This window comes from Nakamurella sp. PAMC28650, assembly GCF_014303395.1.
Taxonomy (GTDB): Bacteria; Actinomycetota; Actinomycetes; order Mycobacteriales; family Nakamurellaceae; genus Nakamurella.
The window spans coordinates 987710-1014474 of record NZ_CP060298.1 but is presented as its reverse complement, the minus strand read 5'-3'; the positions used below and the strand labels follow the sequence as shown (position 1 = coordinate 1014474).

Sequence of the window (26765 nt, the reverse complement as noted above, 5' to 3'; positions counted from 1 at the left end):
TGGGTGGGTGCCGGATTCCACGTTCCGGGGGGTTTGTCTTCTTGCTGGCCGGGTGGGTTGTTGAAGGTCAGGTCGGCGCCGGCAGCTGGGTCAGCCGGTCCAGGGCGGTGGTGAACAGGTGCCGGTGGGTTGCGTGACCGGACAGCCGCAGCCAGACCCGGCGGGATCGGCGCGCAATGGTCCCGGCCACGGAGAACAGCTGCAACCGCAGCCGTTTCGGTTCCCACCGGCGGGCGCCGGTGCCGGTCAGCGCGAGCATCTGCAGCCACGCGGTCAGCTCCGTCGCCAACTGGACGACGGCGACCCAGATCTGGTTCTGCGCGAACGCAGTCAAGGGCAGGTTCCGCAGCCCGGTGTCTTTCGCGTTGCGGATCCGGTCCTCGCAGCGGGCCCGGTGGCGGTGCCGCAACTCCAGGTCCGCGAGTTGCCCGCCGGTGGTGTTGGTGACAAACGCGGTCAGCCGGTTCCCGCCTGAGTCGGTGAACCGCAGCTGCGCCCCGGGGTGCGGACGTTCGGCCCGGACGATCACCCGCATCCCTGCCGGCCACGTTGACAGGTCCAGCAGGCCGGTGAGTTCGGTGACCCACGCCCCGTCGCGGACCTTCCCATCGCCGTCGTAGGCCGGGGTCCACCCTTGGTCGGGGATCAGGTTGATCTTGTCGACGATGTCCTGCGTCAGCCCGAACCCCACCGAATACGACAGGCCCTGCCCGGCCAGCCACTTCAGGTATTCGTGGGTGCCGCCGCCGCTGTCGGCGCGGACCAGCACCCTGCGCCCGATGCGGCCGCCACGGCGGTTGAAGGGCAACTGCCGCAACGCATCCTTGGTGACCGCGATGTGGTCGGCGGCGGTGTTGGATCCGGCCCTTCCGGGGCGCAGCATCATCGACAGTGGCTCACCGGTGCCGTCGGGGCCGTGATCCACCCACGACCCGAGCGGGTGGAACCCGAAGCCCTTCTTGTAGGTCGGCGCCGCCAGTTCCTTCTCCGAATGGGAGGTGATCAACGTGGCGTCCAGGTCGATGATCAACGGCCGGTCCCGGTCGATTCCGAAGTCGGGGGCGTCCTTCCCGGCCATCTTCCACACCCGCTGTCGGACTGCTGCTCTGGCCTGGTTGATCGCCGCCAACGCGGCCTGCGGGGTCGCGGCCAACGAGTCGACCAGGCGGGACACTGTTGGGTCCGAGGCGACCCGGCCAAACACCGCCGGCTCAGACCGCAACGCCGAGATGTCGGCCAGGCAGTCCCCGCCGATGGCGACGCTGATCGCCAGGTCCAGCAGGATCTTCCCCGGATCCAGCACCGCCCACTGCTTGCGCCACGGCTCCAACGCCGCAGACAAAGCCCGGTCCAACCCGACCTTCCCGGCGGTGGCCACCAGCAGCACAGCACCGGCGTGGGACACCACCCGCTTCCCGGTCGTGTCCACTGTCAACGGCGGGTAGAAACCAGTACGCTTCGACACTAGAAAGGTGCTCCAGTTTGCTGACGATATGGACCTCAGAGACCCTCATTATCGCAGGTGAGAGCACCTTTCCCTCACTTTGAAACACCAGATCCAGTATCTGCGTGAAAGCGCGAGGCTAGGACCCGACCGGATCGGGTGTTGGCGGACAAGGCGTATTCCAGCGGCAGAATCCGTAAGTCGTTGCGGCGTAGGGGTATCGAGGCGACCATCCCGGAGCCGGTGAACCAGATCAACGGTCGCCTGTCCAAGGGTTCCCGTGGTGGTCGGCCACCCAAATTCGACAAGGAAATCTACAAGGACCGCAACACCGTGGAGCGGACGTTCAACCGGCTACGCGGCTACCGCGCGGTCGCCACCCGGTATGACAAACGGGAGTTCGTCTACCGAGGCACCGTCGACGTCGCCAGCATCGGAATCTGGCTCAGGCATCTAACGGAGAACGATCCACGGGACACGCCCTAGTAGCAGCCACCCATCGCACAGGCTTCGGTCGACCAAAGCTATTCGGGTCCTGCAGCCAGTCTTTTGGAAACGCCGGTCGGCTCACAGCAAGACCGTAGCCGGAGTGTGGGCGGCAAATCGGCTGCCGCGCAGGAGACACGCATCCTGACGTTCCTTGGTCGGATGTACCTTTAGAAGGTACATCCGGTACCCTAGGAAGGTACATCGAGTGCCTTTTGACGAGACATGTACCGTTTGAAGGTACTTCTGGCCTCCCGATTGGCGCTTGCTCACACTGCATGCGAAACAACCCAACGAAGACCGTCCATAGCGATGACCACAGCGACGCTACATCGCAGACAATCTTGGTCAGATCTTCGGCGCTACCGCCGCAGACCCAGATCGATGGCCAGACCTCCGGGCCACAAGTCAGTGCCCAGACCGGATTCCAGGCGAGCGATGGTCATCAGGTCCGGCGAGGTGAATCCGGCCAGGACGTCGCCGATGGTGGTGTGGTCCACCCCGGTGAGGTCCTTCGCGACCCGCAGCGCACGACCGTCCAGCGCGCGGCGGAGGTTGTTGGCGAGCTGGCGGGCAACCTCGCCACTGATGTCGGGACTGACTTCGTCGGGCCAGGAGTTGGTCAGATCCCGGGGGCGAGGCCTCTTCGGGCGTGCCATGAGCGCAGCCTAGGCGAACTTCTAAGAGCACCCACCCTTGACTCCGCGTGCGATAGTCATCGTGGTGGTAACTACCAACAAGAACAGGTGGGCTCAGTGGCCAAAGGCGCCCCGAGCTTTGTTCCGGTACTGCCGCCGGAGCACTGGCCCGCGATCGAACCGTTCGTTCGAGCAGCCGTCGCCGACTGCGCCGGTAAGACCGCCTACCGAGTCCGCCAGCTGTTGACTGCCACCTCAAGCTTCGTGCACTGGTGCTGGCAGAGTGCCGGCTTGCCGCTGGAACGCGGCGTCCTTTTCCACCGGGACGTCATCGCCGAATACACCGCTGTCGGGTGCGACCACCTCAAGCCGGCGGCCCGCGGCAACGTCAGATCCCGACTCCTGAGAATGTCGGAAGTCTTGCTGCCGCCGGAGAAGCGGGTCTCCCGCCTAGCCTCGATCTTTCTTGAGATGGTCGGCCTTCCCTCTGCGCGATAGATCTGGTGTTGTGACGCCCGCCGCGGGGTCTGCGGGTTCGTCGGAGCGACCCAAGGTCACCTGGGTGGTGCCGGATTCCACGTTCCGGTGGTTCTTCTTGTTGCTGGTCGGGTGGGGTTGCTTGGGGTCAAGTGGCCTGCGGGAGGGTGTGCAGTCGGGTCAGGCCGGTGGTGAACAGGTGCCGGTGCGGGGCGTGCCCGGACAGCCGAAGGTAGGTGCGTCGGGATCGGCGGGCGATGATCCCGGCGACGGAGAACAGTTGAAGCCTCAGTCGTTTCGGTTCCCAACGGCGCGCTCCGGTACCCGTCAAGGCCAGCATCTGCAACCAGGCGGTCAGCTCGGTGGCCAACTGGACGACGGCGACCCAGATCTGGTTCTGCGCGAACCCGGTGAGCGGCAGGTTCCGCAATCCGGTGTCCTTGGCGCCGCGGATCCGGTCCTCGCAGCGGGCCCGGTGCCGGTGCCGCAACTCCAGATCTGCGAGTTGCCCACCGGTGGTGTTGGTGACAAACGCGGTCAACCGGTTCCCGTCGACGTCGGTGAACCGCAACTGCGCCCCGGGATGCGGACGTTCGGCCCGCACGATGACCCGCATTCCCGGCGGCCACGTCTTCAACGTCAGCATCCCGGTCGGTTCGGTGACCCACGCCCCGTCGCGGACCTTCCCGTCGCCGTCGTAGGCCGGGGTCCAGCCCTGGTCGGGGATCTGGTTGATCTTGTCCACGATGTCCTGCGACAACCCGAACCCCACCGAGTACGACAGTCCCTGTCCGGCCAGCCATCCCAGGAATTCGTGGGTGCCGCCGCCACCGTCGGCGCGGATCAACACCTTCTGGCCGATCCGGCCGATCCGACCGCCGCGGCGGGCGAACGGTAACTGCCGCAACGCGTCTTTGGTGACCGCGATGTGATCGGCGGCGGTGTTGGCGCCGGCCCGACCGGTGCGGAGCATCATCGACAGCGGCTCGCCGGTGCCGTCCGGGCCGTGATCGACCCACGACCCCAACGGATGGAACCCGAAGCCTTTCTTGTAGGTCGGCGCCGCCCACTCTTTGTCCGAGTGGGCGGTGATCAACGTGGCGTCCAGGTCGATGATCAACGGCCGGTCCCGCGACGCCTCGAAGTCGGGGGCATCCTTCCCGGCCAGTCTCCACACCCGATCGCGGACAACGCTTCTGGCGCGGTTGATCGCCGCCAACGCCGCCTGCGGGGTGGCGGCCAACGTGTTGATCAGCCGGGACACCGTGGGGTCGGACGCGACCCGCCCGAACACCGCGGGTTCGCTGCGCAGCGCCGCGATGTCGGCCAGGCAGTCCCCGCCGATGGCGACGCTGATCGCCAGGTCCAGCAGGATCTTCCCCGGGTCCAGCACTGCCCACTGCTTGCGCCACGGCGCCAACGCCGCCGACAACTCCCGGTCCAAACCGACCCTGCCGGCCGTGGCGACCAGCAGCACCGCACCGGCGTGGGACACCACCCGCTTCGCGGTCGTGTCCACTGTCAACGGCGGGTAGAAGCCGGTAGGCTGCTGCATCAGAAAGGTGCTCCAGTTTGCTGACGATGTGGACCTCGAAGACCCTCATTATCGCAGGTAGGGGCACCTTTCGCTTACTTCGAAACACCCCGGTCAGTATCCGCGTGAAAGCGCGAGGCTAGTGGCCCTACCTCCAGCCGGCGCAGCCCAGCCCTACACCGCCTCCGAAATCACCTCCCTCCGCGGCTGGGCCAACGGCCAGAACACGGCCTTCCGCGCCGACACCGCGCAGGTCCTGATCACCCTTGGGCTCGGAGCCGGCCTGGCCGCCCTGGAAATCGCAGGTGTTCGTGTCGGCGACATCACCCTCGACGATGAGGGCGTCCTGATTCGCGTCACCGGTAAACGAGCCCGCACCGTTCCGGTATTGAGTCAATGGGAGTCGCTGCTGTCCGCCATCAAGGCAACGGATGCGCCAGCTGACCGCTTCCTGCTGATGCCGAACCGCACCGGCAGCTACCCGAACATCATCAACGGCTTCATCGCGAGGTCGGCTGGCACTCAACTTCAACCACAAACCCAACGCATGCGCGCCACCTGGATCGTCACGCATCTGGCTGCTGGGACCCCCGTCGGGCCGCTCCTGCGGGCGGCCGGCGTTGACTCCCTGGAAGCGTTCACCCGGTTCGTGCCGTACCTCCCCGCGCTCAGCGATGTCGACTCTCGACGTGCCCTTCGGCTGCAGACCCGCTGAGATGACAACCGACCCCAACCCGCTGGTCGCCGACGACCTCTTCCCGAGCCTGTTCCGGCTGCCCATCCACGGCGGGCCCACCCTCCGCGGCAAGGCCCCCGACGGTCTCATCACCGACATGATCGGATTCATCGACCGCTCCGGCATCGTCGAACAGCTCAACCAATGGCGCCTGCAGGACGACCCAGACCGTAAACAAAAAGGCGGTCGCCCCCATAAGATGGACGACCGCACACTTCTGGTGTTGCTGATGACCCTGATCGTCTGCGGCGAGCCGCCGCTGATCAGCCGGATGGCCGAACTGGTCAACGGCCGACTCTCGTCGAACGCACGGCAGCTCCTGCAGATCCAGACTTCCCGCATCGGCTCCTTCGCCCAATATCACCGGATCCGCCGCGCGATGCTCCGCCTGACCAGCGTCTTCGACTCAGCGCCAGGCAGCGTGGGCTACCGCCCGACCCGCGCCCAGTTCGAAGCCATTCAAGCCGGGCGCGATCCGCAGCAGTGCGCGCAGCGACAGATCCGTGCGGATTGGGTTTCAAACCAGCTGCTGGAGACGACGTTCCAGCTCCTACCGGCGCAGACCCGGGCCGAGTGGGCGGGCAACCTCTGTATCGATGGCACCCCCGTGGCGGTCTGGGGCAAACGCGGCTCCCCGGTACCAGACCCCAAGAAGCCCAACCCGGACGACCGGCTCAGCCCGGAATCAGATGCCGGCTGGTATCACCGAGAGGCCGACCACCGAGACGCGCTGGATGGCCGCGGCCGACGTAGCTCCAAGTCCGCCTGGGCCTTCGACGCGCACCTGACCGTCATGGCGCCCAACGACCCCACTGTCAAACCCGACTTCCCCATGCTCGTCCTGGGAATTGCCATGGACAAGCCGTCCGGCCGCATCGGTGAGAACGCCATGATCACCATCCAGTCCATCGTCGACCGCGGACACCCCCGCGGAACTCTCGTCGGCGATCGCGCCTACCTGCCGAACTCCCGCGTGGAAAAACTGCAGATCCCACTCAAGGCCCTCGGCTACACCACCGCCTTCGACTACCGCGAAGACCAACTCGGCAAACAGGACCACTACAGCGGAGCCATCCAAGTCGAAGGCAACTGGTTCTGCCCCTCCATGCCGCAACCGCTCATCGACGCCACCATCGACCACCGCAAGAACACCATCGACGACACCACCTACGCCAAGCGCATCGAGCAGCGGACCAAGTACCTGTTCCGCCCGAAAGCCAAACCAGACGCCGCCGGCTACGTACCGATGCGCTGCCCCGCCGCGGGCCCCTCCGCCACCGTCAACTGCCCCCTCAAAGCGCCGAAGGGCCCGGTTGCCCTCACCACGCCGACTGCACGCACCACCAAGACGATGATCCTGAACCCACCTGCCGACCCAGGTACCTGCTGCACCAACAGCGAATCCACCACCTTCCCGCCGGACGTCGGCATCAAATACGGGCAGACCCTCCAGTACGGAACCCAGCGGTGGCATCAGCTGTACTCCACCGCCCGCAACACCATCGAAGGCTTCAACGCGTTCGTCAAAGACAGCGCCTACGAAGACCTAGGGAACCCCGGCCGGCGCCGCATCCGCGGCTACGCCCGCCAGTTCCTGATCGTCGCCGCCTCCGTGGCGGCCGCCAACATCCGCAAGATCCGGACCTTCTTCGTCGAGACCCAAGCTCCCGGTCACGAACCCAAGGCCCCGAGAACCCGCAGATCGCGGCGACCGGAAACCGTCTTCACGGCCAAGGCCAAGCCGGCCACCCCTGCCAAGCTCAAGCCAGACGTGCCCGCCTGAAGCTGGTCCACCCACCCGCAGTCTGCCGGTGGCGTCAGCCTGCCCAACCGCCAAGATCACGGAGCAGCAAGCCGCCGCAAGCACTCTGACCCTCCGCCGGCCCGACCCACCAACGCCTCCAGGCCCCCAGCGGACACGAAAAAGGCCGGCCATCTCATCCGAGATGGACCGGCCTTCTTGTTAGGTGGGGTTTCGCAAACCTGGAAGCCAGGTAACGCAACCAACCCATGGTGGGCGAGAAGGGAGTTGAACCCTCACCCCGTTTCCAGGACACGGACCTGAACCGTGCGCGTCTGCCATTCCGCCACTCGCCCGGAGCGACGCGTCGAGGTTAACACGCAGGCCACGCCGGGCCGAAATCCGCAGAACAGGCACGTCAGACGGACATCGAGCGGACCGAGCGGACCGCCGGTGACGACGGGACGGGCACATCGGGAACCTCCCGAACGCAAGGACGTCCTCTGGTACGCACCATTACCATCAGGGGCACAGCACGCGCCGCTCGACCAGGACATCTCGACCAGGCAATCTCGACCAGGACGTGAGGAGGGGACCGATGGGCGTCATCCAGAGCTTCGAACGAAAACTGCAGGGCGCCGTCGCCGGTACCTTCGCGCGTCTGTTCGGCGGATCGGTGCAACCGACCGAGGTGGCGGACGCTCTCCAGAGCGAGGCCGCCAACCACCTGCAGCAGCAGGCCGGCCGCACGATCGCCCCCAACCGGTATACGGTCCGGCTCGGACGTTCCGATCATGACGGCGTCGGCCAGGACGAACAACGGGTCGCCTCGGCGTTGTCCACCATGATCAGGGAGTATCTGGACGAGCAGGGTTGGCAGACCTTCGGTGACGTAGCCGTCACACTGGAGGAATCAGATGTCCTGCACACCGGACAGTTCCGCATCAGCTCGCTCGTCGACCCCGACGTCGGCCGGCGTTCGGCCCATCGAAGCGCAGGAGTGCGATCCATGACCCAGCAGCCCGAGGACGCCGGCCGCCCGCCGGCCCACCAGCCACCCAGTGGTCCCCAGCAGGCGTACCCGGGTGACCCGGCCCGGCCCGCCGACCAGCCAGGATGGGCTCCGCAGCCCCCCGCCGGCCAAGGCCAGCAGCCGCCACCCGGCTGGCGTCAGCCCCCGGCCGAACCCTACGGACAGCCCGCGCCTCCCTCGGGCCAGCAGGCCGCGCTACCCGGATACGGTCAGCCGGCGTACGGACAGCAGCCGCCACCGGGTTACGGACAGCAGCCGCCTGCCGGGTACGGGCAGCAGCCGCCGTCAGGCCAGCAGCCCGCTTACAACCAGCAGCCCGCGTACGACCCGGCCTACGGCCAGCAGCCCGGATACGGTCAGCCGCCCGCTCCGCAGCCCGGATACGGACAGCCGTACGCCCCGAACTCGAACCCCTACGGGCAACCGGCCCAGTACGAGCCACCCGCCCAGTACGGTCAGCCGGTGCAGCCCGACCAGTACGCCCAGCCCGCGCAGTACGACCAGTACGGCCAGCCGGTCCAGCCCTCATACGGGCAGCAGCCCCAGCCCGGCTACGGGCAGCCACCCGCCCAGTACGGTCAGCCCGACTACGGCCAGGGTTACGGCGCACCGCAGCAGTACGGCCAGCAGGCCCCCGCCGATCTGCAGGCCGTGCTCAGCGTGGACGACGGCTCGCACCGCACCTATCAACTGCAGCGTGGGTCGAACATCATCGGCCGCGGACAGGACGCCTCGTTCCGGCTGCCCGACACCTCGGTGTCACGTCGTCACGTGGACATCTACTTCGATGGTCAGGTCGCCGTCATGCACGATCTGGGTTCGACCAACGGGACCTCGGTCAACGGTTCCACGGTGCAGACCTGGCAGCTGGCCGACGGTGACGTCATCCGGGTCGGACACTCCACCGTCGTCTTCAACACCCACAGGTGACGTAGCCCAGTCATGCCTGCGCTGATCCTCCAGCTGACCAGAGTGGGATTCCTGATCCTGCTCTGGGTCTTCGTGCTGGCTGCGATCAGGGTGGTGCGGGCCGATCTGAAGATGGCCTCCGATCCTCGGGCGGCCACCGGGCGTGCGCGGCCGAGCCGGAAGGACGCACGTCGTCCGACACCCCTGGCAGCCGGGTCGATGGTCCCCGCCATCCTGGTGGTGACCGCCGGTTCGCTGGCCGGCACGAGGCTGCGGTTGGGGTCCGGCACCATCCTGATCGGCCGGGCCGAGGACTCCACGCTCGTGCTCGACGACGACTACGCCTCCACGCGTCACGCACGGATCGTGCAGCAGGGAAACGGTTATGCCGTCGAGGATCTCGGTTCGACGAACGGCACCTACCTCGACCGCTCCAGGATCACCGCACCGACCCCGGTCCCGGTCGGCGTCCCGATCCGGATCGGTCGCACCGTGATCGAGTTGCGCCCATGACGAGCGCCCCGGTGATCGAGTGGCGCCGATGACCCACGTCATCAGGTACGCGGCCCGGACCGACCGCGGCCTGCTGCGGGCGAACAACCAGGACTCGGTCTTCGCCGGCGACCGCCTGCTGGTCATCGCCGACGGCATGGGCGGGCATGCCGCGGGCGACGTGGCCTCCCGCCTGGTGGTGGCCGCGTTCGTCGACCTGGACGAGCTGCCTCTGGGCTCCGACATGGTGCGACCACTGACGGACGCCACCCGTGAGGGCAACGCCGCGATCGCCGAGATGGTCGACGAGAACCCGGAACTCGACGGCATGGGCACCACGCTGACGGCGCTGCTGTTCGACGGTCCGGTGGTCGCCCTCGCGCACGTCGGTGACTCCCGCGCGTACCTCTACCGCAACGGCGTCCTGCACCAGATCAGCCACGACGACACGTTCGTGCAGTCATTGGTCGACGACGGCCGGATCACCGCCGACGAGGCTGCCCACCACCCGCAGCGATCGTTGCTGCTGCGCGCCCTCAACGGCACCGAGATGGATCCGTCCATCACCATGCGCGAGATCTCACCCGGCGACCGGTTCCTGATCTGCAGCGACGGGTTGTCCGACGTGGTGTCGCCCGAGTCGATCGCCGACACCCTCGCGGGCGCGGACACCGACCAGGTGGCCGACACGCTGATCCAACTGGCGTTGGTGGGCGGCGGCCCCGACAACGTGACGGTGATCGTCGCCGACGTGCTGGAGACCGGCGGTACCGGCGCGTTCGGCGCCGCCGGGGGAACCACCGACCCCGAGGCCACCGGCCCGATGCAGCCGATCCACCTGACCCAACGGATGCCGAGGGTGCCACTGCCCCCGATCCCGGAGGACGTCCCCGCCAAGCCAGAATACGCCCAGGACGAAGAAGGCCCCGACGAAGAAGACGAGGACGAAGAAGACGAGGACGCCGAGTTCGTCTCGGCGTCGGACGCGGACACCGACTCGCCCGTGGGTACGGACGGGGTCTCCGACCGACGCCTGGTCTCCGCACCGCCGGCCGGCCGGTGGCGCCGCCGGTGGGCATTCGGTCTTGCGCTGGTCATCCTGGTCGGGGTCGGCATCACCGGGTCCGTGCTGTGGGCCACCAGCAAGTACTACGTCGGGGAGAACGGACAGCAGGTCGCTGTCTTCAGGGGGGTGAACGGGTCGCTGCTGGGCTGGCGCTTCGCCTCGGTCCAGGAGAATTCCTGCGGGTACTCCGACTCGGGTTGCACACCGTTGATGGTCACCGATCTGGTCCAGGCCGCGCGGGATCAGGTCGGCGCCGGCATCCCGGTTCCCACCCTGGCCGACGCACGGGCCGTGATCACCCGGCTCACCTCGCAGCAGCTCCCGCCCTGCCCGGTGGCCGGGTCGACGCCCGGCGCCATCACCTCCGGTGCGGTGACCTCCGGCAGCGTGACCTCCGGCACCGCAACGGCCGGCGGTGCGGCAGCGAGCACCGCGGCGAGCCTCCCGAGGACGGCGCCGCCCCCGGCGCCGACCACGACTCCGCAGGCCACTGCACCTCGGACCACTCCGAAGACGCCGGTGAGGAGCTCTGTCGCGAAGACCACGGCCAGGACCACGCCCAGGACAACGGCGAAGAGCGCAACGAAGACCACGGCCAGGAACACCGTCCCGACGACGGTGAAGAGCCCCTCCCGCAGCACCACCCAGCCGGTCACCACGATCGTCATCAAGCCGGTCGTGCCGGTGACCACCACGGTCACCGTCACCGTCAACCCGCAGGCGCCGTCGGTGAACGGGGTGACCCAGAGCGGCCAGCGGCTGCGGGTGGGCTCGATCTTCGGACTGGTCCCGGTGGCCAGCCCCGGTCCGATCACCAGGGCCGCCCCGAGCGTGACGACGCCCACCGTCACCGTCTTCACGACGACCACCGTGCCGCTGACGGTGGCCGGCCAATCGAGCCAGTCGGGCACGCCCCTGGTGAGCCCGGCCGCCCAGCCGGGGATCACCTGCCGAGTGGTCCCGTGAGCCGGACCGGGCGTACCGCTGAGCTGTGGATGTTGGTGTTCGCGGCGGTCATCGTCACCTCCGCCCTGATCGTGGTGGAGCTCAACCAGGGTCGCGGACTGACCCTGCACCTGGCCTACTACGGCGGCGGCTACCTGGTCGCGCTGACCTTCGCGCACCTGATGATCAGGCGTTTCGCGCCCTACGCCGACCCGGTGCTGCTTCCGCTGGTGGCGCTGCTGAACGGCATCGGACTGGTGATGATCTACCGCCTCGACCTGGCCGCCGCGAACAGGGCGACCGCCAACGGCGATCCGATCCCCACCGCACAGGCGCCGGCCCAACTGCTCTGGACCGGCCTCTCGCTGGTGCTGTTCCTCGGCGTGCTGGCGATCATCCGGGACCACACCGTGCTGGCGAAGTACTCCTACACGCTGCTGTTGTTCGGTCTCCTGTTCCTCGCGCTGCCCGGCGTGCTGCCGGCCAAGTACTCCGCGGTCAACGGCGCGCAGATCTGGATCAAGATCCCGCACCTGTTCTCGATCCAGCCGAGCGAGTTCGCCAAGATCGCGTTGATGATCTTCACCGCGGCCTTCCTGGCCTCCAAGCAGAACGTCCTGGCGACGGCCGGCAAGAAGATCTTCGGCCTGGTGCTGCCGCGGGCCCGGGACCTGGGTCCGCTGCTGCTGGCCCTGTTGATCTGTCTGGCCGTCCTCGTCCGCGGCAACGACCTCGGCACGTCGCTGCTGATCTTCGGCGTGCTGCTGATGATGCTCTACGTGGCGACGTCGAGGGTGTCATGGCTGATCATCGGCCTGATCGGGTTCAGCGGCGGCGCCTTCGTCGCCTACAAGCTGTTCGCGCACGTCCGGGTGAGAGTGGACATCTGGCTGCACCCGTTCGCCGATCCGCTGAACACCGGCTACCAGCTGGTCCAGTCGCTGTTCGGACTCGGCACCGGCGGGATCTTCGGCACCGGACTGGGCGCCGGACGGCCCGACATCGTGCCGTTCGCCTCCACCGACTTCATCACCGCGGCGATCGGCGAGGAACTCGGCCTGGTCGGGCTCTCCGCGATCCTGGTCTGCTACCTGCTGATCGGCGGTCGTGGCCTTCGCGCCGCCATCGCCGTCAAGGACCGCTTCGGTTCCATCCTCGCCGGCGGACTGTCGTTCTCGTTGGTGTTCCAGATGTTCATCGTCGTCGGCGGCGTCACCCGGCTGATCCCGCTGACCGGCCTGACCACGCCGTTCCTGTCCTACGGAGGCTCGTCCCTGCTCGCGAACTACATCATCCTGGCGCTGCTGATCCGGATCTCGGATTCGTCCCGCCGTCCGCCCGCGCCGAAACCCGTCCGGAAGGTGCCACTGCTGGAAGCCCAGACCGAGATGTTCCCCGTGGCGAAGGTGGAGGCGTCATGAGAGGGGCTGCGTCATGACGGGGGCTGCGTCGTGAAGAGACCCCTGCGCCGGGTCGGTACCGCCATCACCGTTCTGGTCGTGCTGCTGCTGGCCAACATCACCTACATCCAGGTGGTGAAGGCGTCTGCCTACCGGGCCGATCCGAACAATCCGCGGACCGCCCAGGCGGAGTACACCCAGCCCCGCGGCCAGATCACGACGGCCAAGGGCACCGTGCTGGCCCAGTCGGTACCCAGCAACGACAACTTCAAGTACCAGCGCAAGTACCCGCTCGGCGCGACCTACGGCGCCGTCACCGGCTACTTCTCCTCCCTCTACGGAGCGACCGGCATCGAGCAGTCGCAGAGTTCGATCCTCTCCGGATCGGACGACACCCTGATCGGCAACCGGTTCTCGGACCTGCTCACCGGCCGCGCCCCCCAGGGCGGCAACGTGCAGCTGAGCATCGTGGACGCCGTCCAACAGGCCGCTTACAACGGACTCAAGGACAAGAACTACGTCGGGGCCGTGGTCGCGATCGCGCCGAGCACGGGGGCCATCCTCGCGCTGGCCACCTCCCCGTCCTACGACCCGACGCCGCTGGCCAGCCACTTGCAGGCGGTGCAGAAGGCCGAGTCGAAGCGGATCAACTCCTCGATACCCTCGGTCCGCCTGAACCGGGCCACCGCTGCCGTCTACCCGCCCGGCTCGACGTTCAAGCTGATCGTCTCTGGGGCAGCGTTGCAGAACGGCTACACCCCGACCTCCAGCGTGCCGGGGGTGTCGAAGATGACGCTGCCGGGCGGCGGGGCCACGCTGTCGAACTTCGACAACGAGACCTGCGGGACCGGCGGCGGTGCCGACGTCACCCTCACCGAAGCATTGGCCCACTCGTGCAACACCGCATTCGCGACCGTCGGGATCGCGCTCGGTGCCGACCCGCTGAAGGCCCAGGCCGCGGCGCTCGGTGTCGATCCGGCCGGGTTCAACGTCGGCATCCCGGTGGTCGGGTCGCGGGTCGGCGCGATGATCGACGGTGCCGCGGTCGGTCAGAGCAGCATCGGCCAGCGCGACGTCGCCTTCACCCCGATGCAGGATGCGGTGATCGCGGCCACCATCGCCAATCACGGGAAGCGGATGGCGCCGTACCTGGTCGACAAGACCACGAAACCGGACTTCTCGCTGATCAACCAGACCTCGCCGACCATGGTCAACCAGTCGATGCCGACGGCCGTCGCCGACCAGGTCCGCGACATGATGATCCAGTCGGAGAAGGACACCTCGGGCGCGAACCCGTTCCAGGGCGTCGTCATCGCCTCGAAGACCGGGACCGCCGAGCACGGTACGGACCCCAAGAACACCCCGCCCGACTGCTGGTACGTGGCCTTCGCGCCCGCGAACAACCCACAGGTCGCGGTGGCCGTCCTCGTCGAGAACGGCGGTGACCTCGGGCTCAAGGCGACCGGTGGGGCTGTCGCGGGGCCGATCGGGCGGGCCGTCATCAGCGCCGCCCTGACCAGCCAGTGAACCGGCCGTTGGCGTGGATCAACTTCCCCGGCATGGGCGAAAGTGATGACTCCTGTCACTTCAGTCCCAAATCCACCAAGTTGATCCATGCCTGCGAAGTTGATCCACGCCCGACCCTGTCCAGCCCTACCCTGGTCAGCCCGACCCGGCCCACACCGGGATCGGGGCGGTCATGGCGCTGACCCCGGGGCTCCTGCTGTCCGACCGCTACCGGCTGACGCACCGGATCGCGGTCGGGGGGATGGGTGAGGTCTGGGCCGCCGACGACACCCGGCTGGCCCGGCACGTCGCCGTGAAGATCCTGAAGTCCGAGCTCACCAGCGACCCGGAATTCGTCGACCGGTTCCGGGCGGAGGCCAGGATCACCGCCTCGCTCAACCACTCCGGGATCGCGGCGGTCTACGACTACGGAGAGGTCGCCAGCATCGCCGGCGGCCCGCGTGACACGGCCTACCTGGTGATGGAACTCGTGACCGGCGAACCACTCTCGGCCGTACTGGCCCGCACTCCGCGGCTGTCGGTGCCGCGTGTCCTGGACGTCATAGAGCAGTCCGGCCGGGCCCTGCAGGTGGCGCACGCCCGGGCCCTGGTGCACCGGGACGTCAAGCCGGGCAACATATTGATCACTCCGACGGGCCAGGTCAAGATCACCGACTTCGGCATCGCCAAGGTTGCCCATCAGGTCCCGGTGACGCGGGGCGGGATGGTGATGGGCACCGCGCAGTACCTCTCCCCCGAGCAGGCCGCCGGCAACGAGTCGTTCCCGCCCTCCGACGTCTACGCCCTCGGTGTGGTCGCCTACGAGAGCCTGGCCGGTACCCGTCCGTTCAACGGCGAGAACCCGATCGCGGTCGCGATGGCGCACGTGCGTGACGAACCACCGCCGCTGCCGCCGGACATCCCGCCGCCGGTGGCGGCGCTCGTCATGCGGATGCTCGCCAAGGACCCGGCACGACGGTTCCCCGACGGCGGATCGGTGGCCAGAGCCGTCGGCGTGGTCCGCGGCGGCGTCCGGCCCGGCTTCCCCGCACCCGGACCCATCACCGGATCGTTCCCTGTCGGGGGTGGCTCAGCCGTCGCGGGCCGGAGCCCGGCGACCGAAGCCGTCGCCCGACGGTCCTACGCCTCGCCGTCCCAGGGCGCGCCGTCCCAGGCCGCGCCGTCCTACGCGCCGCCGGTGCGTTCGTCGGTCCCGGTGTTCGCCGCCGATCGGACCCAGGCGCACTACCCGCCGCCGGTCAACCGCCGGACCGGGCTCGCCGTGCTGATCGCGGTCCTGGTGCTGCTGATCGTCGGGATCGCCGGTGCGATCGTCCTGACGAACGCGGGCACGCCTGGTTCCAGCCGCACCACCTCCTGGCCGGGTGGCGGGCTTCACAGTGCATCGGCAGGCAACTTCGGCGACGTTGGCGCGTCGTGATGTCGGTGATCCGTGCCGTCGCCGACCGGCGGCTTGCACGCCCGCCTCACGCCCGGATGGGATGATGCAGGTAGGGGCAGAGCGCTGCACAGCGGATTTCTGCTGCAGCGCGGATCCGATCCGCACGACGCCAGGCGGCCCGGTGACGGGATGCCGACGAGACGAAGATGAAGGACGGCGATGACGGGACATCTGTTCGGCGACCGCTACCAGGTCGGCGACACCCTCGGCTTCGGCGGCATGTCGGAGGTGCACCGGGGACGCGACCTGCGCCTCGGCCGCGACGTGGCGATCAAGGTGCTCCGGGCCGATCTGGCGCGCGACCCGTCCTTCCAGACCCGTTTCCGCCGGGAGGCGCAGAACGCCGCCTCCCTGAACCACCCGGCGATCGTGGCCGTCTACGACACCGGCGAGACCCAGGGCGAGGCCAGCACCATCCCCTACATCGTGATGGAGTACGTCGACGGGGAGACCCTGCGCGATCTGCTCAAGCGAGAGGGCTCGCTCGCCCCCAAGCGGGCGATGGAGATCGTCGCCGACGTCTGCGCGGCCCTGGACTTCTCCCACCGGCACGGCATCGTGCACCGCGACATCAAGCCCGCGAACGTGATGCTGACCAGAGCCGGTGCCGTCAAGGTGATGGACTTCGGCATCGCCAGGGCGGTCGCCGACGGCCAGGCCACCATGACGGCCACCGCGGCCGTCATCGGCACCGCCCAGTACCTCTCGCCGGAACAGGCCCGCGGCGAGGCGGTCGACGCCCGGTCCGACGTCTACGCCACGGGTTGTGTGCTGTTCGAACTGCTGGTCGGCGCCCCGCCGTTCACCGGGGATTCCCCCGTCGCGGTCGCCTACCAGCATGTCCGCGAAGAACCGAAGGCTCCGAGCGAGGTCAAGCCCGGACTGCCGAAGGAACTCGATTCGATCGTTCTCAAGGCGCTCAACAAGAATCCGTTGAACCGCTACCAGACGGCGGCCGAGATGCGGTCCGACCTGGTCAGGGCACTGTCCGGCCAAGCCGTGCACGCCACCCCGGTGATGAGCGACGAGGAGCGCACGACTCTGATGCGTGCGACTCCGGAGCGCGTCGGCCTCGCGGTCATGCCCGGCCCATCACTGCTGGCTCCGCCGCGACGCCCGATGGCGGACGACATCTGGGAGGACGAGGAGCCCGACCGCGCCAAGAAGGTCTGGGGCTACGTCGGGATCGGGGTGCTGTGCCTTGCCCTTCTCGCCGGCGCCATCTTCCTGACGATGAAGCTCACCAGGTCGAGCACCGCCATCCCGCAGGTACCGGTCCCGCAGGTGCAGGGCCAGACCAGGGCCGCCGCCGAGAAGGCGATCACCGGCGTCGGCCTGATCCTCGGGGTCGAGAGTCCTCTGGCCTCCGACACGGTGCCCAGCGGCAGCGTGGTCAGCCAGAACCCGAGCGGCGGGACCCCCATCGACAAGGGCAAGTCGGTCAGCCTGGTGATCAGCACCGGGATCTCGCAGGTGACCGTTCCGAACCTGAACGGCATGAATGTCACCGACGCCAAGGCGCAGCTCAACAAGCTGGGCCTCCAGATGGGGACCCCGACCAAACAACTGTCGTCGGACGCGCAGAAGGACACCGTCATCTCCCAGAAGCCCCCGACGAACACCTCGGCGAAACCTGGCAGCACCGTGGACGTCGTGGTCGGCAGTGGACCGTCCTACCAGACGGTGCCCAGCGATCTGGTGGGTAAGTCCTACGACCAGGCGGCGGCCGAGCTGGGCAAGCTGGGCCTCAAGGCCAGCAAGACCAGCATCGACGGGACGGCCCCGAAGGACCAGGTGCTCAGCTTCACGGGTGCCCTGGCCGGCGGGCGGGTGCAGACCGGGACCACGCTGGTCATCAACGTCTCCAACAACGCCTTGTTCGTGATGCCCCCCCTGTCGAACCTGCCCCTCCAGGCCGCAGTCGCCCAGTTGAACGCGCTGGGCTGGAAGGGCGACGTCAACACGATCAACCAACGCACCTCGCCGACCAAGGACATCACCCTTGTCGGGTTGATCGCGAGCGGGACCGCCGGAGTGCCCGGCGCCAACCAGCAGCCCACCCAGGTGCCGGCGCAGACACCGGCCGCGAATCTGACCGTGAACAAGACCGTCGGGGTCACCCTGGTGGTCTACGAGAAGCAGAGCATTCCGGTACCCAGCTTCACGCCGGACGTCACGACACAGGCCGAGATCCAGAATCAGCTCACTGCGGCCGGGTTCACCAACTACACCCTGAACATCATCAACCCGGCTCAGCCCCCCCACGTTCCGCACACCTTCGCGTCCCTGTCCGGTGTGAACGCAGGCGACCCGGTCCCGTTCGACACTGCGTTCACCATCACGATCAACGGCGACCCACCGAAGCCCACACCCACACCTACCCCGACCCCCACGACGGCGGCCACGTCACCTTCGTCGAGCACCGCCGCCCCGACGACGCCGACCAGTCCCACCCGACGCACGCCCTGACTCGACGCACCCCTGACTTCACAGGGCCTTGACAGGCATTCACCCGGGCAGTCCAAGCCGCACTCAGATGTTCCACACGTGCGGGGTCGAACGTAGATCCCATGAGCAGCGAGGACTTCCCCAGGAACCAGGACAGCAACGGAGCCCACCCGGCGGACGCGCAGCAGGGGCCTGACGTCGGCTCGTCGCCGGCGGCCCACTCGGGCGAGGGCTCCTACGAGAACTCGACCCACAACCCGACCGACAACCCCGCCGACCACTCGGCCGACGTGTCCACCGACAACGCCGCGAGCAGCGACCATCTGGACACCGGTCCGCTGCAGCCCGTCGCGCCCGTCTGGCAGCCACGGCCCAGCGGCGCCCTCGCCGCCGATGCGTGGTCCAACCCGTCGTCGACGGCGATCTACCCCTCCGGCACCGCCGGTGGCTACGGCACCGGCCAGTACCGTGCCCAGGACCAGTACGGCCAGTACTCGGAACCGCGGTACGCCGGCTACGGCACGCCGGCGGCCCTCGGGTACGCCGCGGCGCCGGGTGGAGCGGGCGCGCTCCCGCCCGGGTCGACGGGCACGATCACCACGTCCGGCCTGCCGCCGCAGAAGAAGCGGCGGACCGGCCTGATCGTGACGGGGGCCGTCGTGCTGGCGTTCGTCGTCGGCATCGGTGGCGGCGCGATCGGCGCGGGCCTGAACCGCTCCACCTCGACCGCCGACAGCTCCCTCAGCCAGCAGACCTCCTCCCCGGTCGTCTCCGACACCCAGCCCGTAGTGGCCGGCAGCGTCGAGTCCGTCGCGGCCAAACTGCTGCCGTCCGTCGTCTCGATCCTGTCGATCTCCACCTCGCAGGAGGCCGAGGGTTCCGGCGTGATCCTGACCTCCGACGGTCTGATCCTGACGAACAACCACGTCATCGCCGGGGCCACCGACCTGACGGTGAAGTTCAACAACGGCACCACCGCAGCGGCGAAGGTCGTCGGGGCGGACGCCACCGACGACCTGGCCGTCATCAAGGTCACTGGCGTCTCCGGCCTCACCGTCGCGACCATCGGATCCTCGGCGAACGTGAAGGTCGGCGAGCAGGTGGTCGCCGTCGGCTCGCCGCTCGGACTCTCCGCGACCGTGACGTCCGGCATCGTGTCGGCCCTGAACCGTCCGGTGCGCACCGCCGCCGAGCAGACGCAGACGCAGAGCCAGACGCAGGGACAGAGTTCCACCCCGGCGCAGGACACTGTCCTCAACGCCATCCAGACCGACGCGGCCATCAACCCGGGCAACTCCGGTGGCGCGCTGGTGGACATGAACGGCGCCGTCATCGGTATCAACTCGGCGATCGCCTCGCTGTCCAGCAGCAGTTCCAGCTCGCAGTCGGGATCCATCGGCGTGGGCTTCGCCATCCCGATCGACCAGGCCCACCGGATCGCCCAGGAGATCATCAACACCGGTCACGCCACCCATGCGGTGCTGGGCGCCTCCGTCGGCGATGCACCGGATCCCAACTCGGCGAATGCCCAGGCGGCAGCCCAGGCCGGGCTGAGCGTCGGCGCCAAGATCGCCAGCGTGACCAGTGGCGGGGCCGCGGCCGGAGCCGGTCTGCAGGCCAACGACGTGGTCACCAAGATCGGCACCAACATCATCGGTTCCGCCGATGCGCTGATCGCGACGATCCGGTCGGCCACCCCGGGCGGCAAGGTACCGGTCACCTACCTGCGCGGCACCACCACGATGACGACCACGGTCACCCTCGGATCAGCAGTCTCCAAGTGATCCCGGCGGGTAGCCGGCAGTAACCAGAACCCGGTAACAACAGCGAGGCGGGCCCGGACAGTCCCAGAGACTGTCCGGGCCCGATGCCGTTCCGGGGGCGGTCATTCGGCCGGCCGGCCGGACGTCAGCCGGCCATCAGGCGCAGCCGCTCGACCTCGTCCTCGAGCGCGGGGACCAGGGCGCCGGCCTCGGCGTCACCGCAGAGCGCGAGCCAGTTCGCGAGCATCCGGTGGCCACCCTGGGTCAGCACCGACTCAGGATGGAACTGCACCCCCTCGACGGGGAACTCCCGGTGCCGCAGCCCCATGATGACGCCACCCTCGGTGCGGGCCGTCACCTCGAGCTCGTCGGGCACCGTCCCGTCGACGACGGCCAGCGAGTGGTAACGCGTCGCGGTGAACGGCTGCGGCAGCCCGGCCAGTACGCCGCGGCCGTCGTGCAGCACGGTGGAGGTGCGGCCGTGCAGCAGCTCGCCCGCGCGGTCGACCACCCCACCGAACACTTCTGCGATGGCCTGATGTCCCAGACACACGCCCAGCAAAGGGAACCGGCCGGCCGCCCACCGCACCATCGCCTCGGAGACGCCGGCCGCGGCGGGCACACCGGGACCGGGGGAGAGCAGTATCCCGTCGACGCCGAGCCCGTCGACCTCCTCGGTGGCAACCTCGTCGTTGCGCCGCACGATGCACTCGGCGCCGAGCTGCTGGAGGTACTGCACGAGGTTGAAGACGAAGGAGTCGTAGTTGTCCACCACGAGGATGCGGGTCACCGGACCATGTTCCCAGACGGGCACCCCGGAACCGACCCCCGGTGGGAGGGCCGGTGTGCGGACCGGCCGGTGGGCCGGGGTGTTCACTCGGTGCCGGTCGGACGCAGGTCCGGGTCCTCGTCGTGGACCCCACCATGGCGTGGCATCGCCAGGATGTCCCGCACCCAGCGATCGAGCGTGGGGCCGTCGGCCTGCTCGCCCATCACCACCGACTGGAAGAACACCGGTCCGATGATCCGTGCGTGGTCCCAGCTGTCCATGGGACCCAGACGGCTCTCCAGGATGCGCCGGAAGGACTCCGCCACCAGGCGAAGATTCTGACGCAGGACGTCGTTGGTCTGCGCGGTGTGCAGCGCATTGACGAACGCGGCCTGCGCGCCCGGTGCCGTCAGACCTGCCCCGGTCTGCAGGAGGTAGTTCAGCAGGAACCGTCGCATTCCCAGCTGCCCGTTCAGCAGTTCTGGTGAGAACCCGGGGAGGGACGCCGTGCAGAGCAGATCGTCCCTGGATCGCCAGTGCCGGTAGAGCGTGCTGCGGGCCACCCGCGATTCCTGGCTCACCCGGCTGAACGTGACGGAATCCGCCCCTTCGCGGGCCAGCAACCGGGCGGTGCAGGACAGCACGTGCTGACGGGTCCGATCCGTTCGCGGATCGGTCACTACCTCGCCCCCCGATGTGCTGTCTCGTCCCTCGCCTGGTTCCACCTTAGGGCCCGCCCGCGAATTATTTGGGTGTGTCCGGGCGTGTCGCGGGGTGCAGGCTGTAGTTCCAGTCGCCGTGGAAGTCATGGCGGTGTAGCTGGCTGCTTTCAAGTTCTTTGATCTGGCGGTCGCTGATCTTGATTCCCCTCTCGTAGATGCCCAGGTCCAGTTCGGCGTGGACGCTGAGCCCGGTGGTGGTGGTTGTGGCTTTGATGGTTTCGATGACGACTTCGTGGGAGGTCAGGGGTCGGGCCCGCCAGCTACGGCTGATCGCGGAGAAGAGGCGATGCTCGATCTTGTTCCATTTCGAGGTGCCCGGCGGAAGGTGGCACACGGTGATCGCCAGTCCGGTTTCGGTGGCCAGCGCGGCGAGTTCGGTTTTCCACAACCGTAGCCGGGAGCCGTTGGACCCGCCGGAATCAGCGGTGATCATCAACCTTGTTGCGCTTGGATAAGTGTTGGTGCCCACAGTGTTCCACCATCGGCGGATGGATTCCACGGCGAACTGCCCGGTGTCGGCGTCGGTGCCGACGTTGATCCATCCGGTGTTCGCGGCGATGTCGTACACCCCGTACGGGGCGACCTTGCCCAGGGTTTTGTCCATGAAGTCGTGGACGCTGGTCCGGGTGGGTTCACCCTGGGGTTCCCATTCCTTGCCGCCGATGCTGAAATTCCCGATCAGCTCCTTTTTCTTGGTGTCGACGCTGATGACCGGTTCACCGGCGGCGCTGAACGCGGTGGCCTGATCGTTGAGATAGTTGAACTGGGCGTCGCGGTCGGGGTGTTGGTTGCCCTCGAGGGTCTTGACGTTGGCTTGCAGGCTGTATCCGTTGGCCTTCAACAAGTTTCCCACTGTGGATGCCGACACCGGGTGGCCGTTGGTGGTCAGCGTGGCGGCTAGTTTCGACGTCGATTTCGTTGTCCACCGCAGCATCGACATCGGATCGCCGCGGGTCACCGGATCCACCAGGGCATCCAACGCTTCCCACAGGGTGGGGTCGGTCACCGCCGCGCTGGGCCGGCCGGCGCCGGGGCGCCGGACCCGGCCCGGGATCTGGTCGGGGTAGTCCAATTCGCGGACTCCTTGGGCCACGGTGTCCGGGTGCGCACCGATCGCCCCGGCGACCACTTTGATCCCGCCCCGGCCCAGCGCCTTGGCTTCCGAGCCGAGCAACAACCGCCAGGCCCGCTCATCCAGATGGGGTCTGATCAGCAACAACCGTGACGTGAGGACTTCCACATCGGTGGTGGGTAGGGGCATAGCACAATTCTAGCGAAAAGAACCAGTCAAACCTACGTAATTACCCGGCACGTCCTTAGGTCGAGTCGCGACGGACGCACCTGTTCGCCCTCCCCCGAACGGGTCCGTTCCCGCGCCCCGGAGTGGTCGGCGGAGGAGGCCCATCACTGAACCTGTTCGATAGATGGTGCGGACTTTGACTGTCACCAGTGTGCTATTCATATAGCAGGGGTCCCAATCATGCTCTGCATAGTCTCGTGAGCACTCGAAACACCACAAGGCCATCGTGGAGAAGGGTTCAGCGCATTGAGATGTACTCGATTCGATACGTTTCATAAATGACACATTGTTGCACAAGCGCCACGATGCGGCAGAAAGATCTGAGGTGGTCGCGATGGATCCACGTGTCGAACGGACCAGAGAACATGTTCTGAATTCCGCCCGAATCCTGTTGGACGAGCAGGGCGCGGACAGCGTCACCTTCTCCAGTGTCGGCAAGGCCGCCCGGGTGGCCCGCCAGACCCTCTACCGGCACTGGGCCACGCGGGAGCAGCTCATCGCCGATGTGCTGTTCGCCAGCAGTATCGAAGGGCATCCGCTGCCGGTCGGGACCACGCCGGAGGCCCATCTCCGTGCGTTCCTCGAGGACGCCCGGGACTACGTGAACTCACCGGCCATTGCCAGTGCCGCCGCCCTGCTGATGTCACACGCGACCACCGATCGGGGAAGCGCCGAGACCCTCCGGGCGATGGTCGACGAGCGGATGCGTTCGTTGCGATCGGGGTGGGGACTGCTGTCGGAGGACGACTACGCCTTGATCGTCGGCCCGATCATGCTGCAGATGCTCATGCTCCGCAGACCCGTCACCGACGAATTCATCGCATCCATCGTCGACGAAGCCCTGGCCCGTCGTGAAATGGCCGGCCGTGAAATGGCGAACGTGCCCTCGGCGTGATGAGGGTCCGGGGTGTTCGCAGCCCTCAGCCCGTGGTGACGCGATCGAACGGCAGGTAGGGCTCGAGCCACGGGAAGATGACGAAGAACAGCAGCGCGACGACGGCCAGGAAGAGCACCAGCGACCCGAGCATCTTGACCGCCACGGGCCCCGGCAGGTGCCGCCAGATCCAGGCGTACATCTCTCAGCTCTCGTTCAGTTCGGGCGGCAGGAATCCGGTCGCCTTCCGGTAGCTCTTCACCAGTACCCCGTGGATGATCATCCGCTGGGTGTCGGAGAACTGCGGATGGCAGGTGGTCAGGGTGACCAGCCGCTCGGCACCCGTGGGGACCGTCGTGGACTCCACGTGCGGCACCGGCAGGACCTGGGCGTAGTCGGACGGCACGGTGATCTCCCTTCCGAAGATCCCGGCGTAGGCCCCCGTCTGCGGGGCCACCCCGGCGCAGTGGGCGTGGGCGGTCCTCGACCAGGTCGCCAGATCGCCCTGCATCGGTAGCACGCGGTAGACGAACCAGTCGCTCTGCGTCTCTATCACCACGGCGTCGCAGGCGTTCAGCAGGCCGAGCTCGTTGAACGGCGAACCTTTCGACACCCGGTGTCCGGCCACCGCGAAGTTGCCCTGCTCGCCCGGGTACTGGGTGTCGGTGTAGTGGCCGGGGCCGGTGTAGAGATCGTTGGTCGACGTGCCCTCGATGATCGTGAAGGCGTAGTCCGAGCCGAAGCTGGGCACGTAGATGCGCGCGAAACCCTGGCCGTCGAGGGTCTGGTAGTTCCGCTTGCGGGCGGCCGGGTCGACGACCAGCTTGGCCGGGTCGGCCACCGTCACGACCTCGGTGGTGCGGGCGGCGGCGCTGCTGCTGCCCGCCGCTGCAGAGCTGGCGGCGGTCGGCGTGGGCGCGGCACCGGTGCGATCCCACTGCTGCTCCATCGCCGAGGTGGCCCGCTGCTGCTTCTGGTGCCCGAAGAGGTCCGTCACGTACACCTCGTAGACCACGAACAGCAGCACCACGACGCCGGCCGTGATCAGCGTCTGTCCGACCCCTCGCGCCACGGTCCGCACGCGGTCGCGCGGCGGTCGCGGTGTCAGCCGGACCGGTGCGGAGGCGCCGTCGCTCTGGTGATGTCGCCCGGTTGGCCCCGGCGGTCGGGCGTCGCTCATTTCTTCTCCTGGTGTGCGGCCGTCAGGCGGATGAGTCCCGCGTAGGCCGGCAGCGTCACGTCTTTCACCGGATCGATCTCGAAACCGAGTTGGTAGTGCTGCACGTACGTCTGGAACAGTGCGACGCCCGGCTCGGCGTCGAGCGATCTGGACATCCGGTTCGGGTCGCCGATCGCGGTGATCACGAACGGCGGAGAGTAGGTCCGGCCCTGCAGCAGGAGCGTGTTGCCGATGCATCGCACGGCCGAGGTGGTGACGACCCGCTGATCCATGATCATCATCGCCTCGGCGCCGCCGGCCCACATCGCGTTGACCACCGACTGCACATCCTGCTGGTGGACGACGAGGTCGTCGGGATTGACGCCGGCCGGGTAGTTGCCGTCGGAATCCCTCTGCGCGTCCGAGAGAGACACCCGTAACGCCGGTCCCCTGACGGCGGTCAACCCGGCGGCGGCCGACAGGGCGTCCGCTTCCTGCCGAGCCTTCGCTACCTGGGGCGAGAGGTCGGAGCCGGCCAGCGCATCGATGTCCTGCTGGAGTCCGGCGGCCCGCGACTGCGCCGTCACCACCCGCTTGCCGGCCCCCTGGACCAGGGCCGAAAGATCGATCGAGCGGTTCCGGATGTCCTGCCCGTGGGAGTAGGACCGCGCCGTCCCCAGCAACACCCCGGCCACCAGGGCGATGACCACCGACGCCGCCCGCCAGATCTGCCGGCGACGGTCCGACGTAGATTTCGTGCGGATCAGCGCCCGCCCCGGGTCGTCCGTCACGCCCACACCCCTCCCTGCCTGTGCTTCGGTCGTTCCGTGTGGTGCCGGCGGAACGGCGCTGACAACGTACGCTAGGCGCAGGGATGTACGGTCCCGGTGACCCGATGTTGCAGGCCTGCCCACCAGCGGCAACACCGTGACAACCACAGCACACCAAGAGCAGCGAGGAATGACGTGCCCAAGTCCAAGGTCCGCAAGAAGGTCGCGGTGACCGCGGCCAGTTCGTCGGCGCAGGCGAACTCGAACTCCTACACCACCACCAGGGTGAAGGTGGCCGGCCCGTCCGGGCCCGTCTACATCGGCATCATGCTCGGGCTGATGGTGCTCGGTCTGCTCTGGCTGGTCGTCTTCTACCTCTGGGGTTCCCAGATCGGCTTCATGAACTCGATCGGCAACTGGAACTTCGGAGTCGGGTTCGCCCTGATGATCGCGGGCCTGCTGATGACCATGAAGTGGCGCTGACCTGGGTGGATGCCCCACCGGTCGGTTGCGTTCCGTTCACCGGAGCGCAACCTGCCACACCCCTGACGGCCATCGAACAACACGCTTGTGATTCATCCCCACTGTGGACAACTCGTGTGGACAACCTCGTGTGGACAACCCCGTGTGGACAGACGCGACATGACGGATGACCTGCGGCGGACCTGGGGTGTGCGGCCACTGGTCCCCGCTGTGGCCGGACTGCTCTGCGCGGCCTTCGCGATCTGGGTGGTCATCGCCGGTTCGCCGGAGGACCGGCTCGTCGCCGGTGCGGGCGTCTGCCTGACCGCCATCTCCGCGGCCCTCCTGCTGACCATGCGGCAGCGCCTGACGGCCGGTCCCGATGGGCTCACCGTGCGCGGACCAGCGGGCGCCAGAGCCATTGCGTGGCATCAGATCGCGGCGATCTCGGCGCCCAGTCGACGACGCCGGGGGTTGGCGTCCACCTCGCTCGAACTGGACCTGGACGACGACGGACTGCTGGTGCTCGGCAAGACCGAGCTGGGAACCGATCCGGTGGACGTCGCCGCCCAACTACGTCAGTGGTGGCGACCGGGCCAGGCCTGACGCTCTGCCTGCAGCCGGCCGCG

The 26765-nt window shown here is 67.8% G+C and carries 22 protein-coding genes, 1 tRNA gene and 2 pseudogenes; 15 read left to right on the top strand and 10 right to left on the bottom strand.

The features are described 5' to 3' along the window. Positions 1-67 precede the first annotated feature (67 nt). Entirely contained in the window at positions 68-1465 is a 1398-nt protein-coding gene (locus H7F38_RS04620; protein WP_187093065.1) for an IS1380 family transposase, read from the bottom strand. Between the two features lie 120 nt (positions 1466-1585). Here H7F38_RS04620 and H7F38_RS04615 point away from each other — a divergent pair. Continuing rightward, a pseudogene (locus H7F38_RS04615) lies at positions 1586-1930 on the top strand (transposase); the annotation flags it as partial. 362 nt (positions 1931-2292) lie between these two features. On the opposite strand, the gene H7F38_RS04610 reads toward H7F38_RS04615, so the two are convergent. Continuing rightward, complete coding sequence (locus H7F38_RS04610) at positions 2293-2589, bottom strand: helix-turn-helix domain-containing protein (RefSeq protein ID WP_222618448.1); 297 nt, start codon at positions 2587-2589, stop codon at positions 2293-2295. 96 nt (positions 2590-2685) lie between these two features. On the opposite strand from H7F38_RS04610, the gene H7F38_RS04605 reads away from it, so the two are divergent. Beyond that, complete coding sequence (locus H7F38_RS04605; RefSeq protein WP_187093063.1) at positions 2686-3066, top strand: hypothetical protein; 381 nt, start codon at positions 2686-2688, stop codon at positions 3064-3066. 127 nt (positions 3067-3193) lie between these two features. Here H7F38_RS04605 and H7F38_RS04600 read toward each other — a convergent pair whose 3' ends face one another. Next, a complete protein-coding gene (locus H7F38_RS04600) occupies positions 3194-4600 on the bottom strand; it encodes an IS1380 family transposase (RefSeq protein ID WP_187090722.1) in 1407 nt (468 codons plus the stop codon). A gap of 121 nt (positions 4601-4721) precedes the next feature. Between H7F38_RS04600 and H7F38_RS04595 the strand changes: the two genes are divergently transcribed. Both H7F38_RS04595 and H7F38_RS04590 read left to right on the top strand, forming a co-directional pair. Continuing rightward, positions 4722-5294, top strand: a complete 573-nt coding sequence (locus H7F38_RS04595; protein WP_187093062.1) for a hypothetical protein — start codon at positions 4722-4724, stop codon at positions 5292-5294. Then, positions 5254-7098 carry a hypothetical protein gene (locus tag H7F38_RS04590; protein ID WP_187093061.1) on the top strand — a complete coding sequence of 615 codons (1845 nt, stop codon included), beginning with the start codon at positions 5254-5256 and terminating at the stop codon, positions 7096-7098. Before H7F38_RS04595 ends, H7F38_RS04590 begins: the two co-directional genes overlap by 41 nt. A gap of 228 nt (positions 7099-7326) precedes the next feature. Here H7F38_RS04590 and H7F38_RS04585 read toward each other — a convergent pair. Next, positions 7327-7412, bottom strand: a tRNA-Leu gene (locus tag H7F38_RS04585). 242 nt (positions 7413-7654) lie between these two features. Between H7F38_RS04585 and H7F38_RS26250 the strand changes: the two genes are divergently transcribed. The 8 genes from H7F38_RS26250 to H7F38_RS04545 all read left to right on the top strand — a co-directional run bounded on the left by H7F38_RS26250 (position 7655) and on the right by H7F38_RS04545 (position 20101). Then, complete coding sequence (locus H7F38_RS26250; protein ID WP_187093060.1) at positions 7655-9019, top strand: DUF3662 and FHA domain-containing protein; 1365 nt, start codon at positions 7655-7657, stop codon at positions 9017-9019. Positions 9020-9031: 12 nt separating this feature from the next. Beyond that, positions 9032-9511, top strand: coding sequence for an FHA domain-containing protein (locus H7F38_RS04575; protein WP_187093059.1), 480 nt, complete (start codon positions 9032-9034; stop codon positions 9509-9511). A 28-nt stretch (positions 9512-9539) separates the two neighbouring features. Next, positions 9540-11522, top strand: a complete 1983-nt coding sequence (locus H7F38_RS26245) for a PP2C family serine/threonine-protein phosphatase (RefSeq protein WP_222618447.1) — start codon at positions 9540-9542, stop codon at positions 11520-11522. Positions 11523-11551: 29 nt separating this feature from the next. Beyond that, positions 11552-12922: an FtsW/RodA/SpoVE family cell cycle protein gene (locus H7F38_RS04565; RefSeq protein WP_187093057.1), complete on the top strand. Its 1371-nt coding sequence runs from the start codon at positions 11552-11554 to the stop codon at positions 12920-12922. Positions 12923-12952: 30 nt separating this feature from the next. Further along, positions 12953-14428, top strand: coding sequence for a penicillin-binding protein 2 (locus tag H7F38_RS04560; RefSeq protein WP_187093056.1), 1476 nt, complete (start codon positions 12953-12955; stop codon positions 14426-14428). 172 nt (positions 14429-14600) lie between these two features. Continuing rightward, positions 14601-15848, top strand: a complete 1248-nt coding sequence (locus tag H7F38_RS04555; protein ID WP_187093055.1) for a serine/threonine-protein kinase — start codon at positions 14601-14603, stop codon at positions 15846-15848. Positions 15849-16028: 180 nt separating this feature from the next. Next, a complete protein-coding gene (gene pknB / locus H7F38_RS04550; protein WP_187093054.1) occupies positions 16029-18338 on the top strand; it encodes a Stk1 family PASTA domain-containing Ser/Thr kinase in 2310 nt (769 codons plus the stop codon). A 101-nt stretch (positions 18339-18439) separates the two neighbouring features. Further along, positions 18440-20101 (top strand): S1C family serine protease, encoded by a 1662-nt coding sequence (locus tag H7F38_RS04545; protein ID WP_187093053.1) that lies wholly within the window; start codon positions 18440-18442, stop codon positions 20099-20101. A 124-nt stretch (positions 20102-20225) separates the two neighbouring features. On the opposite strand, the gene H7F38_RS04540 is transcribed toward H7F38_RS04545, so the two are convergent. The 3 genes and pseudogenes from H7F38_RS04540 to H7F38_RS04530 all read right to left on the bottom strand — a co-directional run. Continuing rightward, positions 20226-20870, bottom strand: a complete 645-nt coding sequence (locus tag H7F38_RS04540; RefSeq protein WP_187093052.1) for an aminodeoxychorismate/anthranilate synthase component II — start codon at positions 20868-20870, stop codon at positions 20226-20228. A gap of 83 nt (positions 20871-20953) precedes the next feature. Continuing rightward, positions 20954-21529 (bottom strand): TetR/AcrR family transcriptional regulator, encoded by a 576-nt coding sequence (locus tag H7F38_RS04535; RefSeq protein ID WP_187093051.1) that lies wholly within the window; start codon positions 21527-21529, stop codon positions 20954-20956. 91 nt (positions 21530-21620) lie between these two features. Next, positions 21621-22832: pseudogene (locus tag H7F38_RS04530) on the bottom strand (ISAzo13 family transposase); the annotation flags it as partial. A 373-nt stretch (positions 22833-23205) separates the two neighbouring features. Here H7F38_RS04530 and H7F38_RS04525 point away from each other — a divergent pair. After that, positions 23206-23766, top strand: coding sequence for a TetR/AcrR family transcriptional regulator (locus H7F38_RS04525; protein WP_187093050.1), 561 nt, complete (start codon positions 23206-23208; stop codon positions 23764-23766). A 25-nt stretch (positions 23767-23791) separates the two neighbouring features. Here the strand turns inward: H7F38_RS04525 and H7F38_RS04520 are convergent, their stop codons facing one another. From H7F38_RS04520 to H7F38_RS04510, 3 genes are read right to left on the bottom strand one after another with little or no spacing between them, the layout of a single operon-like run. Next, entirely contained in the window at positions 23792-23947 is a 156-nt protein-coding gene (locus tag H7F38_RS04520; protein ID WP_187093049.1) for a hypothetical protein, read from the bottom strand. A gap of 3 nt (positions 23948-23950) precedes the next feature. Then, entirely contained in the window at positions 23951-24925 is a 975-nt protein-coding gene (locus H7F38_RS04515) for a class E sortase (RefSeq protein ID WP_187093048.1), read from the bottom strand. After that, on the bottom strand, positions 24922-25695 hold the full coding sequence (locus H7F38_RS04510; RefSeq protein ID WP_255498239.1) for a DUF881 domain-containing protein: 774 nt from the start codon (positions 25693-25695) through the stop codon (positions 24922-24924). The genes H7F38_RS04515 and H7F38_RS04510 overlap by 4 nt, the downstream gene beginning before the upstream one ends. A gap of 174 nt (positions 25696-25869) precedes the next feature. Here H7F38_RS04510 and crgA point away from each other — a divergent pair, with 174 nt between their 5' ends. Continuing rightward, complete coding sequence (gene crgA, locus H7F38_RS04505) at positions 25870-26157, top strand: cell division protein CrgA (RefSeq protein ID WP_187093047.1); 288 nt, start codon at positions 25870-25872, stop codon at positions 26155-26157. Positions 26158-26316: 159 nt separating this feature from the next. Next, complete coding sequence (locus H7F38_RS04500) at positions 26317-26742, top strand: PH domain-containing protein (RefSeq protein WP_187093046.1); 426 nt, start codon at positions 26317-26319, stop codon at positions 26740-26742. Positions 26743-26765 lie beyond the last annotated feature (23 nt).

Bases quoted from the DNA above. Each gene is read 5' to 3' on its own strand.
- H7F38_RS04565 (WP_187093057.1), top strand. From the start codon at position 11,552: ATGTTGGTGTTCGCGGCGGTCATCGTCACCTCCGCCCTGATCGTGGTG.
- H7F38_RS04575 (WP_187093059.1), top strand. From the start codon at position 9,032: ATGCCTGCGCTGATCCTCCAGCTGACCAGAGTGGGATTCCTGATCCTG.
- H7F38_RS04610 (WP_222618448.1), bottom strand. From the start codon at position 2,589: ATGGCACGCCCGAAGAGGCCTCGCCCCCGGGATCTGACCAACTCCTGG.
- H7F38_RS04600 (WP_187090722.1), bottom strand. From the start codon at position 4,600: ATGCAGCAGCCTACCGGCTTCTACCCGCCGTTGACAGTGGACACGACC.
- H7F38_RS26250 (WP_187093060.1), top strand. From the start codon at position 7,655: ATGGGCGTCATCCAGAGCTTCGAACGAAAACTGCAGGGCGCCGTCGCC.
- H7F38_RS04500 (WP_187093046.1), top strand. From the start codon at position 26,317: ATGACGGATGACCTGCGGCGGACCTGGGGTGTGCGGCCACTGGTCCCC.
- H7F38_RS26245 (WP_222618447.1), top strand. From the start codon at position 9,540: ATGACCCACGTCATCAGGTACGCGGCCCGGACCGACCGCGGCCTGCTG.
- H7F38_RS04515 (WP_187093048.1), bottom strand. From the start codon at position 24,925: ATGAGCGACGCCCGACCGCCGGGGCCAACCGGGCGACATCACCAGAGC.
- pknB (WP_187093054.1), top strand. From the start codon at position 16,029: ATGACGGGACATCTGTTCGGCGACCGCTACCAGGTCGGCGACACCCTC.
- H7F38_RS04545 (WP_187093053.1), top strand. From the start codon at position 18,440: ATGAGCAGCGAGGACTTCCCCAGGAACCAGGACAGCAACGGAGCCCAC.
- H7F38_RS04590 (WP_187093061.1), top strand. From the start codon at position 5,254: ATGTCGACTCTCGACGTGCCCTTCGGCTGCAGACCCGCTGAGATGACA.
- H7F38_RS04525 (WP_187093050.1), top strand. From the start codon at position 23,206: ATGGATCCACGTGTCGAACGGACCAGAGAACATGTTCTGAATTCCGCC.
- H7F38_RS04555 (WP_187093055.1), top strand. From the start codon at position 14,601: ATGGCGCTGACCCCGGGGCTCCTGCTGTCCGACCGCTACCGGCTGACG.
- H7F38_RS04520 (WP_187093049.1), bottom strand. From the start codon at position 23,947: ATGTACGCCTGGATCTGGCGGCACCTGCCGGGGCCCGTGGCGGTCAAG.